General features: G+C 41.3%; 15 protein-coding genes. 10 read left to right on the forward strand and 5 right to left on the reverse strand.

From position 1 onward, the window contains the following. The first annotated feature begins 338 nt into the window (after positions 1-338). Complete coding sequence (mrdA, locus tag H6G97_RS14480) at positions 339-2,177, forward strand: penicillin-binding protein 2 (RefSeq protein WP_190941280.1); 1,839 nt, start codon at positions 339-341, stop codon at positions 2,175-2,177. Positions 2,178-2,223: 46 nt separating this feature from the next. Further along, entirely contained in the window at positions 2,224-3,279 is a 1,056-nt protein-coding gene (locus H6G97_RS14485; RefSeq protein WP_190941282.1) for a serine hydrolase domain-containing protein, read from the forward strand. Positions 3,280-3,338: 59 nt separating this feature from the next. Here H6G97_RS14485 and H6G97_RS14490 read toward each other — a convergent pair whose 3' ends face one another. Beyond that, positions 3,339-4,139 (reverse strand): M15 family metallopeptidase, encoded by an 801-nt coding sequence (locus H6G97_RS14490; RefSeq protein ID WP_190941283.1) that lies wholly within the window; start codon positions 4,137-4,139, stop codon positions 3,339-3,341. A 102-nt stretch (positions 4,140-4,241) separates the two neighbouring features. Between H6G97_RS14490 and H6G97_RS14495 the strand changes: the two genes are divergently transcribed. Further along, a complete protein-coding gene (locus H6G97_RS14495; protein ID WP_190941284.1) occupies positions 4,242-5,159 on the forward strand; it encodes an AEC family transporter in 918 nt (305 codons plus the stop codon). Between the two features lie 210 nt (positions 5,160-5,369). On the opposite strand, the gene tsaB is transcribed toward H6G97_RS14495, so the two are convergent. Next, complete coding sequence (gene tsaB / locus H6G97_RS14500; protein ID WP_190941285.1) at positions 5,370-6,029, reverse strand: tRNA (adenosine(37)-N6)-threonylcarbamoyltransferase complex dimerization subunit type 1 TsaB; 660 nt, start codon at positions 6,027-6,029, stop codon at positions 5,370-5,372. Positions 6,030-6,137: 108 nt separating this feature from the next. Between tsaB and H6G97_RS14505 the strand changes: the two genes are divergently transcribed. Then, the gene (locus H6G97_RS14505; RefSeq protein ID WP_190941286.1) at positions 6,138-6,308 is read left to right on the forward strand and encodes a hypothetical protein; all 171 of its coding nucleotides are present in this window, start codon (positions 6,138-6,140) and stop codon (positions 6,306-6,308) included. Positions 6,309-6,390: 82 nt separating this feature from the next. Here the strand turns inward: H6G97_RS14505 and H6G97_RS14510 are convergent, their stop codons facing one another. Next, entirely contained in the window at positions 6,391-6,639 is a 249-nt protein-coding gene (locus tag H6G97_RS14510; protein ID WP_100899275.1) for a Ycf34 family protein, read from the reverse strand. Between the two features lie 86 nt (positions 6,640-6,725). Here H6G97_RS14510 and H6G97_RS14515 point away from each other — a divergent pair, with 86 nt between their 5' ends. Then, entirely contained in the window at positions 6,726-8,042 is a 1,317-nt protein-coding gene (locus H6G97_RS14515; protein WP_190941287.1) for a tRNA nucleotidyltransferase/poly(A) polymerase-related protein, read from the forward strand. A 436-nt stretch (positions 8,043-8,478) separates the two neighbouring features. Beyond that, the gene (locus H6G97_RS14520) at positions 8,479-8,862 is read left to right on the forward strand and encodes a response regulator (RefSeq protein ID WP_190941288.1); all 384 of its coding nucleotides are present in this window, start codon (positions 8,479-8,481) and stop codon (positions 8,860-8,862) included. Here H6G97_RS14520 and H6G97_RS14525 read toward each other — a convergent pair. After that, a complete protein-coding gene (locus tag H6G97_RS14525) occupies positions 8,843-9,247 on the reverse strand; it encodes a Na-translocating system protein MpsC family protein (protein WP_190941289.1) in 405 nt (134 codons plus the stop codon). The two genes, H6G97_RS14520 and H6G97_RS14525, sit on opposite strands and share 20 nt — an antisense overlap. Positions 9,248-10,314: 1,067 nt before the next feature. Between H6G97_RS14525 and H6G97_RS14530 the strand changes: the two genes are divergently transcribed. Beyond that, entirely contained in the window at positions 10,315-10,797 is a 483-nt protein-coding gene (locus H6G97_RS14530; RefSeq protein ID WP_190941290.1) for a tetratricopeptide repeat protein, read from the forward strand. A 21-nt stretch (positions 10,798-10,818) separates the two neighbouring features. Then, positions 10,819-11,883, forward strand: coding sequence for an ABC transporter substrate-binding protein (locus H6G97_RS14535; RefSeq protein ID WP_190941292.1), 1,065 nt, complete (start codon positions 10,819-10,821; stop codon positions 11,881-11,883). A gap of 139 nt (positions 11,884-12,022) precedes the next feature. Here the strand turns inward: H6G97_RS14535 and H6G97_RS14540 are convergent, their stop codons facing one another. Then, a complete protein-coding gene (locus H6G97_RS14540; RefSeq protein WP_190941347.1) occupies positions 12,023-12,175 on the reverse strand; it encodes a hypothetical protein in 153 nt (50 codons plus the stop codon). Positions 12,176-12,196: 21 nt separating this feature from the next. Between H6G97_RS14540 and H6G97_RS14545 the strand changes: the two genes are divergently transcribed. Together H6G97_RS14545 and H6G97_RS14550 are read left to right on the forward strand one after the other, a co-directional pair. After that, positions 12,197-12,961 (forward strand): ABC transporter ATP-binding protein, encoded by a 765-nt coding sequence (locus H6G97_RS14545; protein WP_190941294.1) that lies wholly within the window; start codon positions 12,197-12,199, stop codon positions 12,959-12,961. A 14-nt stretch (positions 12,962-12,975) separates the two neighbouring features. Then, complete coding sequence (locus tag H6G97_RS14550) at positions 12,976-13,803, forward strand: ABC transporter permease (protein WP_190941296.1); 828 nt, start codon at positions 12,976-12,978, stop codon at positions 13,801-13,803. Positions 13,804-13,819 lie beyond the last annotated feature (16 nt).

A 13,819-nucleotide genomic window follows, 5' to 3' on the forward strand; every position in this document is an offset into this window, starting at 1 on the left:
CTTCTTTCCTTCTTATACTTTGCGTCCAACTCTTACGAGACGCTGCGCGAATGCGCCCTTTGCGGTTCGTTCTCTTATCCCTCAAAATTAATGGGACAGACTACTAGTAGGGGCTTCAAAAAATAAATCATCCCAAATTATGTGTATATTTTTAGGGGCATAAGGTGTGGCATCTCTACGATGGAGCCTTTGAGCGACGCAATGGAGGAAATGAGGTTATGGTATCTATTGAAAACAATTAATCACTGCCACTTAGTTTGGCGTTAAATACCTGCTAAGAATTTAGCAGAGTTATTTACAGATAATCTTAATTTGGAAATGTTTTTTCTTTTTGCCTTATGACTTTATTCAACCCATCTCCACTTGGCGGAAAACAAAATACACGTACAGTTGGACGGAGTTTCCAGCCAATATTTTTAATTATATTTACTCTACTGATGATGACTGGTATCAGTGTTCGTTTAGCATATTTGCAAATTACTGAAGGAGCAAATCACCGAAAACGAGCCGAGTCAAATCGAATTCGGATGATCCCTAAACAACCAGAACGAGGTAATATTTTTGACCGCGATGGCAAACTTTTGGCCAGTACTCGCTATCCTCGCTCTGTATATTTGTGGCCGATGGCACATACCAAGCCTGCATGGTCAGTTGTGGGAGCGCGTCTATCTCAAATTCTCGACGTTCCCCAAGAAGAGATTCAAAAGAAATTAGAAGAGGCAGGTGCTAATTCTTCTTCACTCATACGAATTGCTCGTGACTTGAACGAAGCGCAAATTACAGCATTGAAGGAGTATCAAACCGAACTGAAGGACGTAGAAATTCATACAGAAGCCGTTCGTTACTATCCCCACGGCAAGGAACTAGCTCATATATTAGGTTATACGCGAGAACTGACGGCCGATCAGTTAAAAGAAAAAAAGCAGGAAGGCTACAGATTAGGTGATGTGATTGGTCAAATGGGAGCTGAAAAAGCTTATGAGAAAAGTCTGCGGGGCGAATGGGGCGGTCAGCAGGTAGAAGTGGATGGTGCAGGTCGCCCACTCCGGGTTTTAGGTGAGAAACAGGCAAAAGCTGGTAATGATTTGCACTTGACCGTAGACTTAAATATGCAAAAGACAGCAGAAAAAGCTTTAGGCGATCGCGACGGTGCGATCGTGGCACTTGACCCAAAGAACGGTGCTGTTTTAGCAATGGTATCTCACCCCACCTTTGACCCAAATATTTTCTCGAAGCAGAAACTCACCCAAAAAGATTGGGAAACTGTACAAGGAGCCGATCATCCTTTGGTTAATCGCGCCCTCAGTGCTTTTCCACCCGCTAGCACCTTCAAAATTGTCACTACTACAGCCGGGTTAGAATCAGGTAAATTTTCTCCCAGCACAGTCTTGCAAACTTACGGTTCCTTAAACTTTGGCGGCACCCGATTTGGTGAATGGAATCACGCCGGATTTGGGCCATTGGGTTTTGTCGGTGCATTGCAGTGGAGTAGTGATACCTTTTTCTATCAAATTGGTCGCGGAGTCGGCGGCCCAACTTTAATTGAATGGACTCGCAAGTATGGATTTGGTAAAAAAACTGGTTTTGAGTTTGCCAACGAAGAGACAAAAGGTTTAGTGCCAGATGAGGCATGGAAGCAGAAAGCTTGGAAGATACCTTGGACTGTAGGTGATAGCATTAATATGTCAATTGGTCAAGGTGCTTTACAAACTACACCTTTACAAGTCGCTATTATGTTTGCTGTGCCCGCTAATGGTGGCTACCGAGTCCAGCCGCATTTGCTTAAAGACAATGAAGAAGCAAAAAGTTGGCGAGAATCTTTAAATATGAAGCCAACAACCATAAGTGTTCTCCGTCAAGGACTACGGAAAGTAGTAACTGAAGGTACAGGTAAGACTTTGATGCAGCCAACAGTTCCCCCAGTCGCTGGTAAGAGTGGCACTGCTGAAGCGTGGAAGGGGCGTGTTAAGCAAAATCACGCTTGGTTTGGAGCCTATGCACCTGCTGAACAGCCAGAAGTTCTGATTGTGGCATTTGCTGAACATTCCGGCGGTGGTGGTGGTAGCATTGCTGCGCCAATGATCTTACAAATTATGGAAGAATATTTTCAGCGCAAGTATCCAGGTAAGTATCAGAAACCAGTGCCTAAAAGTCCAGAAAACAGCAGACGGAACTAGGTGTGGGGCATTGGGCATTGGACACTTGTACTGAGCGTTGCCGATTATGATTGACGACTATATTCGAGACGCAATGACTCAAAACCAGATTCCTGGGCTTTCTATTGCAGTAGTGCAGGAAGGTGAACCTGTTTTAGTTCAGGGTTATGGACTGGCGAATATTGAACACTCTGTTCTAGCTACTGAACATACAGTTTATGAAATTGCGTCTGTCGGTAAAACTTTCACCGCTACAGCCGTAATGATGCTGGTAGAACAAGGGATAATTTCGCTAGAAGATACGATGCCTGCGGCGGTAAACTACGCAGACTATCTCGATTATCTACCCCTAACCTGGCAAAATGTCACAATCGGGCATATTCTGTCTCATCAGTCTGGAATTCCTAGCTATACCGATGCCCCAAACTACTGGGAAATTACCCATCTTAATTTATCGAAATCTGAAATTTTGGCTCTAGTTACTCATCTACCTCTCAAATTCCAACCGGGTGAGTTTACCGCCTATGACAACACAGGCTACTATCTACTGGGTTTGATCTTAGAAAAGGTAACTGGACAATCTTATGGAGATTTGTTGCGCGATCGCATTTTTGCTCCTTTGGGAATGAATGCAACCGTGATGAATGATCCCAGTGACATAGTGCCACACCGGGCTGCTGGCTATCGGTTGTCAAACAGTAAACTCGTTAACAAACCTTACTACAGTCCTTCTGTTACCTATTCTGCTGGAGGTCAACTTTCTAGTGTAGAAGATATGGTGAAGTGGGAACAGGCGCTTTGTGGTGGAACTCTATTAAAGCAATCAACCCTTAATAAAATGTGGACTCCTCATTTTCCCAATCAAGGGGGTGATTGGGAAAAGTTAAGATATGTTGCAGGTTTAGGTTGGTGGGTATTGAATTATGGCGATCGCCGAGTAGTTGGTCATAATGGTTCGATTTTAGGATTCGCAAGTAACATTACCCGCTTTATTGACGACAAAATTACCGTAATTTTACTTTGCAATCTAGATAAAATTTCCCGACCAGATGCGATCGCTAAAAAAATTGCTGAATACTACTGTCCAAACCTTACAGAAGTAGTGCTTCAGCCTCCATTATAGGAGAGGAGTAGGGAGAGAAAAGGAAAAACCAATTACTCCTGACTCCTGTCTACTGTCTTTTATGGCGATATTTTAGCGGGTCTCAAATTTCTGGCTTTGTAGAACATTTCTAAGCTATTGCGATCGCCTACAAAACGCCAGTGCCACGGCTCATAACTCACACCTTGAACATTATCTTTAGGAAATGACATTTCAAAGCCAAAACGCGCTGCATTAGCTTGCAGCCACCGATAAGCCTTGGTATTGTCAAAGTTAGTTTGAAGATTAGTAGCTGGTACTGATCCGTCTCCAACATCCACAGCATACCCTGTGTGATGTTCGCTATGACCAGGAGGAGCGCTGAGGGCAGCTCGTTGTGCTGGGGTCTGATTTCGCTGGGCACCGACACCAAAAAACAATGGCTCCTGGTCTTTGACTGAGCGAAAGCCAGAAATTGGTACTAAAATTACACCTGCACTCCGCGCTGCTGCTACCATCTCCTCAAACTTTTGGGCAGCAGTTTTTCGCATTCTAATGCCCCTATTTGCGGAGATGGTTACTAATTCTGATTCAGGGGCTTCTGGGTATGCCAGATGCCCTAACAGAGTGTTGACATTACCAGATTCTGTAGTTGGTGTGGGTGTAGAACTAGTGACCAAGGGTTGAGAATCGGCGGTTTTTTTGGGTGCAGTGACGAAAAACAAAAAACCGCTAATTAAACCCAGCAAGACAAATACCGTTGCTCCCCCAATAAGCAGAATTCGGGGTTGCAACCAAATTTTAGGTGTTGCATCAGGGGTAACGCGTACAGCCACTGGAATATCATCACCAAGGTCATTCGATGAGTTTTGCGGTTTTCCAGAAAACCCAGCCTTATTCAAGGGTAAACTCCTGTTTTTGTGGGATAACCATAACAGATTTTGCACTGGACAAAAGTAAACGTAACAGGTAGCATTTTACATCTGTGGTTCTTAGGCGCAATTTTGACAAACCTTTTAGAACTATACGTCAAGCTGGGAGGATTAGTCCTGGTAGGTTTTATTCTGGGACGCAAACTACCTGTGACAGTTCCTACACGTTTGGGACAGTTTCTTTTTTGGGTGGGAGTACCCATAAGCATAGTATCGTTTTTGCGTCAATCTAGCTTGTCGGGGCAAATTTGGATTGCACCTGCGATCGCTTACCTAGCCATTTTACTAGGAGCATTTTTAGCTTGGTTAGCAATTAAAGCACAAGCCTATTTTAGAAATACTGTCCCCCAACCACCAACTCAAGCTAGCTTGATATTAGCAGCAATGTTGGGTAACACAGGTTATCTTGGTTTTCCCATTACCTTAGCAATGGTAGGTAAGGAATATTTTGCTTGGGCGCTATTTTACGATTTGCTAGGTTCATTTCCAGGAACTTACGGCCTGGGTGTATTCCTAGCAGCGCGTTTTGGCGGTGGTGTCCAGAATCATTGGCAGACTGCTAGGGCTATCTTAATTAATCCTGCGCTATGGGGTTTCGGATTTGGCTTGTTGTTTCGGCAGGTGACAATTCCTACAGTTGCGGAATTCTGGTTAGAAAAATTTGCTTGGAGTGGTGTAGCTTTATCCCTGGTGTTAATTGGAATGCGACTGGCGCTGCTCAAATCTTGGCGTAGCCTACCACAAGTAGGGATGAGCTTGGGAATCAAAATGCTGCTAGTTCCCTTGATCTTGGGCATTATTTTACCAGTATTTGGAATAACTGGAGCGATCGCAAAGGTGATTGTCTTACAAATGGCCATGCCTCCAGCTTTTGCTACACTCGTAATTGCTGAGGCATTCAACCTTGATCACGATCTGGCAGTTACTGCCTTAGCTGCTGGGGCTATACTGTTGCTGCTTACTCTCCCAGTTTGGTTGTGGCTATTTTGATTTTTGAATTCTCATTGAGAAGCTGTAATTTTTTCAACGAGTTTCCATAAAATCTCTGTTTTCCTCTCTGTGTTCTCTGTGCCTCTGCGGTTTAAAAGTAATTTATTGAACCACAGAGGCGCAGAGAACACAGAGAAAAGAGAAATTATTGTCCAAAAATTTACCCACCTTGAAAGTGCTAGTCCTATGTTTATAAATAGTTTAGGAGCATTATGCATCCTGTACTGGATGCTGCCCATAATATGGCAAAGCTTCTGACCAATTAGGAAATTTGCCTTCTTGCCAATCGAGATTAGCTAATTCTAAAATACTTGTCACCGTCGTTGCTAACCCAGATTGAGCTTGAATCAACTGATAATTAGTGTTCCAATTCGCTAAAGTTTCCTGCCACGCTTCTGGTGTGAATACTCTATCTGATAAACAAACTTTTAGTTTAGAAGCATCTGACTCAAACTGATAAATAGCAGCAAAATTTTGACCTCGTTGTGCTGGCATTTCCACAGCAATAGTTTTTGGATTTTGACTTTTGCCTGCTTCTGCCCAAGCTACGGCAGCCAAAGTTGAAATCGCAAATACAGGAATATCTAACTGTTGCCCTAAAGTACGAGCAGTGACAACACCAATTCGAGTTCCTGTAAAGCCGCCGGGGCCTTTTGCAACTGCGATAAAGGACAAATCTGCCCAAGTTTGCGGTTTGATAAATTCAATTAAATATTGATGCACTAAGCTAGATAAATCACGCCCCAAATTCCAAACTTGAGAGCGAGTTTCACCTGCAAAATTACTAATTGCCAAACCCAATTCGGGAGTGGTGGTGTGTAGTGCTAAAGCGTATTTATTTATTGCTAGGTCTTTTAGTTCCGTTGTCAAAGTTACTTAAAATATCTATTTTTATAAAGTTAACGTGATTTATTTAAGCATATAACGTAGTGGTTCTTAATTAAATAAACTACGGGCAAAAGTCTCAGGGTAAAGGTTTTGCTGTTTCAACAAAATCAGAAGGCGATGGCGCAAGCGCCCGCCGTAGGCGATCGCAAATGTTCGCCTGCTGTTCACTCTCTAATAGCGATCACTTTCCTGACATCTCCTCCCTATGCCATAAATTGGCGATCGCTGAAGAACAAAATCTCATTACAGAACCACATGTGACGTAAGGGCACAGCAATGCTGTGCCCCTACCGCGTGGTCTATTTACCTGAAAATAGCTGTAAGATACACCAAGCATTTTCTATCAAGTGGGCACTAATTCACCAGGACGCAATTTCGACCACTTACCCGTTTCTCGCTTAAAGCTTAGGCAACCAACAACATCCCATTCCATTTCAATTACATCATCTTTAGTCCGAATGTTGACATTGATAGAAGGTTCATTGGGATCAAAGTTCGGTGTTTCGGTCAAGTGAGGCTGTTGGTGCTGCCCTTCTACAGCATGATAGGTAACACATCGGTCTACATAGTGGCAATTCACGCAAATACACATAATAGAACCAACTCCAGGGGCCTTTATTGTTAATCTAACTTAAGCCCAACTGTTATTCATGAGTTGCTGGGTTGATTTTTATTACAATGCATAAATCAGTTCCTTCTACTCTAGCTCCCGAAAATTGGCCTTTCAGCTTGGAATTCTTGCCACAACCCGCTTACATGGTAGGTGGCGCTGTACGGGATGCGATCCTTGGCAGAACTCGTGAATATCTGGATCTAGATTTTGTTATACCATCCAAAGCGGTAAAGGTAGCGAGAGCGATCGCTCATCATTACAAAGCTGGTTTTGTGTTGCTTGATGCAGAACGACAAATTGCCCGTGTAGTTTTTCCCCACGCCACGGCTGATTTTGCCCAACAGGAAGGAGATAGTTTAGAAGTTGATTTGCACAGGCGGGATTTTACAGTAAATGCGATCGCTTATAATCCCCATACCCAAGAAATCATCGATCCTCTCCAAGGTTATGCAGATTTACAACAGGGCATTTTACGAATGGTATCACCTGCAAACCTAGAAGCTGACCCTTTACGCTTAATGCGAGGTTATCGCCAAGCCGCGCAACTAGGTTTTACTATTGAGCCAACTACCCAAGCCGCTATTTGTTCTTTGGCATCACATATCAGCAAAGTTGCAGCCGAACGAGTTAGGGTAGAAATTGGCTATCTACTCAGCAATTCTCAGGGTACTCCTTGGATCACAAGTGCTTGGGAAGATGGTTTACTTGCCCCTTTCTTCAAAAACGCCACCCGTGAAAACTTGCTCAAACTAGCAGCAGTTGACACAGCAGCTGCGTTACTCACTCAAAATTGGCAACAACTAGGGGCACAACTACAAAAATATGTCCGCGATAGTATCAAAACCACTTGGTTAGGTATTGCCAAACTTGCTTGCCTTGTCAACCCAGATCCAGAGTTAGCAGAAATAGAGCTACAGAAATTAACTTATAGTCGTGCTGAAATCCGGGGTGTAACCACTGCTCTGAAACTATTACCGCAGTTTCAAGTAGTCGATATGTCATTACGAGAACAATATTTTTTGTTCCATGACGCAGATATTGTATTTCCCGCTACAGCAGTGCTAGCTGTAGCACTTAATAATTTGGTAGAGGCGATGTCTGGTGACAAGCCGCTACACTCAGTAGTGGCCATTACAGAGGAAACCAAGGCAATGATCTGCCAAGTCTTGGCACCTTTGATCAACCGCTACCTGAACCCTGATGATCTAGTCGCTCATCCCACTCCATTAGTGAACGGGAAGGAGTTGATTATAGCATTAGATATTCCAGCTTCGCCAATAATTGGCCAACTTTTGAGAGAAGTTGGTGTTGCACAAGCTGAGGGGAAAATCTCAACAGCAACAGAGGCGATCGCTTTTGCACGTCAGTTACTTGATGCTTAAATATACTTAATCAATTTCTAGCGATCAACAGAAGCAATACCTGTGGTTCCTGCTAACCTACGCAATTGTGGCATTGCTGGGTAAGACTGATAAAACAGGAGTCAGAATTCATAATCAATCCACAACTCCAAGTCCCTTAAGTGTCCCCTACTTACTAAAAAATTACGATTTTTTTAGTTAATTGTGGCAACTATATACATCATATATGCTAATATTTGCTTGATATTATGATTAATTTATTATGTTTTTTCCTAAAATTTAGTGCAGATAGACAAACTAATGAATCATACATCAGCTTATTCATTTGATGCCTTAGTTAGTCGCCTGAAAAAAACCTCGTAGATTTACTTAAGCACTTACCAGAAAAAAGACCTCCAGGTTTTCCTGATAGGTTGAGTTTTTACGCCTAGCCTTTCTTGGACAGGATTAACTGCTTATGAATGGACAGCCTTTAATTTTGGTTGTAGAACAGAGTCTACATGATTTAGAGCTTCTTAATTCTCATCTAGAAACATTAAATTTCTCATGCATTTGTACTAAACAAGGGGTGAGGGCTGTGATGTTGGCACAAACTCATCAACCAGATTTAATTCTCCTAGATACGATGCTCTCTAATTCGAGTGCAAATCAAGTTATTGATGACCTCAAACACGACTCAAAAACTGCTAGTATCCCAATCATTGGAGTAACACCTCTAACGATGACACAAGATGATAATTCTCCGAGGCTCACAGGATTTGATGATTGCATTACTAAACCCTATCATTTTAATCAATTAGAAGTGGTAATCAATCGCCACATTATTCAGCTAAGTTATTGACATTTGTTTTGGGGATAGATTCGGGGTTACAAAGCTCAGGTAATGGATTGAGAACTACAATTATCCCAGTACGACCTGTTGCTAAATTCGTTTTTGTCACGAGGTCAAAGACAGGTTTACCAATAATTTCCTCAATCAAACTTTTTAATTCTAGTTTAATTATTTTATCTAAATATAATCGTACTTGTTCAGCTAAATTAGCATAACCTCCCCTCAGTAGAGTTTTTTCAGCTTGAGTAACTGAGTTTTCTAAAGAAATTACAATTTCAGTATCAAAAAAGTGACAAATTATTTTGCTAGGAGATTTGCCTAGCTTATCATTATAGAACTTGATGATTCGCTGTGATATTTCTATTTCTAATTGTTCAATATTAGCTTGTAACATTAGCAGCTATCATGTAATATTATCGTTTGACTTTCTGAACCGAAGTATCAAATATTATAGTAGATGTTCAAGGAATAGTCTGAGAAAATAAATAAATTTTGTATATTAAGTTAGTAGATGAATTTAATATTTGCTATGAATTTATTGGGAAAAATTTCAAAATTTTACTAAGCTAAAATTTGTCAATCAATGATTCATCTAGTATTCGGTTAATGACTGCATTGATCATCATTTGCTCACGGGTAATTAGCTTGTTTTGTGGCAAATAAGCGTAGGCATTGCCTGCATCTTCAACCCACGGTATAAACCAATATACCCCAATAACGCCTGGGTTAAGGAGAATCCTCGGTTGGGTTGAGAAACTAAACCGTTATTATTTATCTTCCCCTGCTTCTCTTCTCCCCCTGCTTGCTTCAACAGATACCTTTGTAAACCGAATCGTATTGTAAACCAACCTACCTATCCAGTTATATGGTTTTTGATGCTAACCCAAGCGTATTGCAATATGCTCCACGCGTGCTGATGGCATTAACTCCAGCATCGATCCGAAATTCCTTGTCCCGCTCGCATTATAGAAACTAGCACCAATTTTTGATCGGGAGCAAGCATTAGTGCATTCATCGGGGCTAGGGCGTATTTTAATCTGTTCTTCAAAGCTAAACACGTCAGAACCTTTGCATTTATCATCTACACGCACAGCTAGCTATAGATTTGTTGGGAGAAGCGATCGCAGCCAAATTACCGCCTAGTTGTATAATCACTGGATGCAGTTCTAGCATATTGATATGAGCTTGAATAATAGCGATCGTTACATAGTGATTATTTTTTGAGATGTTTTTATTAGCTATTACTCACTAGGGATATGTCAACTACCTCTAGCCAGTCTTTATTTTGATAACTTAAATGTCTAGTGTGGTATTAGTCGTATTGCTGAATACAATAAAGAACACAGAAAATTCATAAATAGCAATTAATCACCGCAAATTTAAAGATGACTTTAAAAATGATTTAATAGATATATTTTGTGAGAAAGTTAATACAAAGGTATATTCACTGATCTTAAATTCATGGATTCTTTATCTATCAATTCCTTACTTGAAGAGTTAAAAAACCCCGATGCAACAGTCCGGGACAAAGCAACCAGAAAAATCTGGCGGATCTGGTTTCAGCAAAAGGGAATCTATGGGCTGGAAATAATTGACCGCAGTCAAAAATTGCTAGATGCAGGTGAAATTGCTGAAGCGGAAACAGCGCTGACAGCATTAATTGAAGACCAGCCAGATTTTGCCGAAGCTTGGAATCGCCGAGCTTTCCTTTATTACAGTATTGGTGATTATCAAAAATCTTTGGCAGATTGTCAGATGGTTGTGCAGATAAATCCAATACATTTTGGTGCGCTTCACGGTATGGGCTTGTGTTATGCGGCACTAGGAGAGTATGGTCAAGCTATCCGAGCTTTTCAACGCGCTTTAGAAATTCAGCCCTATTCGCTAGTGAATCAAAAGTTGATTCTAGAATGTACATTTAGATTCAGCTACAACGGCAAATAGGAGAAATCATCATACTGTTTTATGAATCTGTCATTACCCCCATCAACAGCAATTCATCGCTTTAGCCGCCGCAATTTTATTCAATATGGCTCTATCTGGATTGGTAGCAGCGTTATTGCTGCTTGTAGTAACAGCAAGCAACTGTCAACTAGCAATTCTCAGTTGGATAAAGTTACCTTTGGTACAAGCTGGGTAGCACAAGCAGAGCACGGTGGATTTTACCAAGCGATCGCCACTGGTATTTACAAAGACTACGGTTTAGATGTAACTATCAAAATGGGTGGCCCACAGGCTGCCAGTGGTACTCAATTGTTGATGGGGGGTGCGGTAGATTTCTTCATGGGTTATGGCATAGATGCCGTGAACGCCATAGCACAAGGTATTCCTAAAATCACAGTTGCAGCAATTTTCCAGAAAGACCCTTGGTGTCTTATTACACATCCCAACCCAGCAATTAAAACCCTTGCCGATCTTAAAGGCAAACCAATTTATGTCTCTGCTGCTGCTAGCATTACCTATTGGCCTTTACTCGAAGCCAAGTATGGTTTTACCAACGATCAAAAGCGTCCCTACAACTTTAATCCGGCTCCTTTTCTGATTGACAAAAACTCAGCACAACAAGGATATATTACGTCTGAACCCTTTGCTATTGAAAAGCAAGGCGGTTTTCAGCCAGTGGTATTTTTATTAGCAGATTATGGTTATCAACCGTATGCAACCACTATTGAAACAAAGAAAGAACTAGTAGAAAAGAACCCTGAATTAGTGCAGCGATTTGTTGATGCGTCAATTAAAGGTTGGTATAGCTACTTAGAAAATCCTCAACCGGGGAATCAGTTGATTAAAAAAGATAATCCAGAAATGACGGATGAGCAACTTGTCTATAGCATTCAAAAATTAAAAGAATATGAAATTATCCTTTCTGATATAGCAGAAAAACAAGGTATTGGGGCAATGAGTGATGCCAAGTGGACATCACTCTTTGAAAGCATGGTTAATACTAAAATTGCTAAATCTAACGTTAACTACAAGGAAGCATACACCTTGCAATTTGTGAATAAAGGGGTAGGCTATTACAAAAAGTAAGCGCTCGCTTGGGGACTTCCAAAAAATAAATTATCCAATTTACTCAGATAATATTTTTCTTTCTCCCCCTGCCCATACCGCGATAGGATATTTTTTTAGTTGGAAGTCCCTTGCTATTCTCCAGATTTTTAGCTACCTTTCAAAGTGGAGTATCTAATTCAGTCTCAACATCTGAGCTTATTTCCCCTTCAACACTCTCAACAGCTTGGCGCAATGTTAAAAAAGCCTCTTTTAAGGGTTGACAAATTGCACTGTCCGGTTTTGCAAGCACAAGCTTTTGATATTCCTCCACAAATTGCATCTGTAGGAATGAATGAGTAAGCATCCGGTTATCACACTCAATCAGATTAGCAAGGTCTACATCAATGGTACTGTTGCCTTGCAAAACCTTAATTTAGCAATTCCAGAGTCGCAATTTGTTAGTTTAGTTGGCCCCTCCGGGTGCGGTAAAAGTACAGCCCTGCGTCTGATTGCCGGATTGGGGCGCACGAGTTCTGGTAGTATTGATTGGAGTATATCTCAGCAAGCAAAAAAGCTGGCTTTTGTTTTCCAAGATGCCGCACTCATGCCTTGGGCAAACGTTAGGGAGAATGTACGCTTACCGCTAAAGTTGGCGAGAATGTCTAAACAAGATAGCCAAAAATTAGTACAGCAGACATTAAAACTGGTAGGGTTAGAGGGTTTTGAGGAAAACTATCCCCGCCAGTTATCAGGTGGGATGAAGATGCGGGTATCAATTGCTAGGGCATTGGTTACTCAGCCAAATTTCTTGTTAATGGATGAACCCTTTGGGGCATTGGATGAAATTACTCGAAGTAAACTCAATGGTGATTTACTCGATTTATGGCATCAATACCAATGGACAGTGGTTTTTGTAACCCACAATATTTATGAAGCAGTGTACTTATCAAATCGGGTGCTAGTTATGGGGACAAGTCCAGGACGAATTGTAGCAGATGTAGAAATTGATGCTCCTTATCCTCGTAACGATGACTTTCGAACATCATTGCTGTATAACCAATATTGTCGGCAGCTTTCTCAGCATTTAGCGCAAGATATAAGCTTTGCGCCAATTTAAGATTTTGAATTTCTATGCTATTTATCCGTCGTACCCAACCACAAAAAACATTGAGCAAGTTTATTTCTGCTGAAGTTTTGGCACCGATAGTAGTTGGTGTTTTAGCATTATTGCTATGGGATATATTTGTGCGGATAACACATCTACCTCCTTACATTCTTCCTGGCCCTTTATTAGTATTTAAAACTTTAATTGCTGATTGGAACGAGCTTTTTCCATCATTATTAGTTACATTTCAAATCACAGTCTTTGCTTTTATTGCTGCGGCAATTTCTGGTTTACTAATGGCGGTTTTGTTCACCCAAAGTAAATGGATTGAACGCAGTTTATTTCCCTATGCAGTAATTTTACAAACAACTCCCATAGTTGCGATCGCACCCTTAATCATTCTTTGGCTAAGAAACAACACCTTCGCCGCTTTAGTAGTTTGTGCCTGGATTGTCGCCTTTTTCCCTATCGTATCCAACACTACACTAGGACTCAACAGCGTTGACCGGAACTTGCTCAATCTATTTCAACTTTACAAAGCTTCTCGCTGGCAAACACTGCTGTATCTCCGTTTACCCAGCGCCATGCCCTATTTCTTAGGTGGTTTAAAAATTAGCGGTGGTTTAGCGTTAATTGGTGCAGTTGTAGCCGAATTTGTCGCTGGTACTGGTGGAGCAAAATCTGGCATTGCTTACCGGATTTTAATCTCCAGCTACAACTTACAAATTCCTCGGATGTTTGCAGCATTATTTCTCACAACTGGATTGGGTGTATTAATTTTTGTCAGCTTGAGTGCCCTATCTGACTTTATATTAAGTAAGTGGCATGAAAGTGCTGTGAAACATGAGAATTAAGATTTTAGAACGCAGA

Origin of the sequence: Nostoc flagelliforme FACHB-838, assembly GCF_014698065.1 — a bacterium.
GTDB lineage: Bacteria > Cyanobacteriota > Cyanobacteriia > Cyanobacteriales > Nostocaceae > Nostoc > Nostoc flagelliforme_B.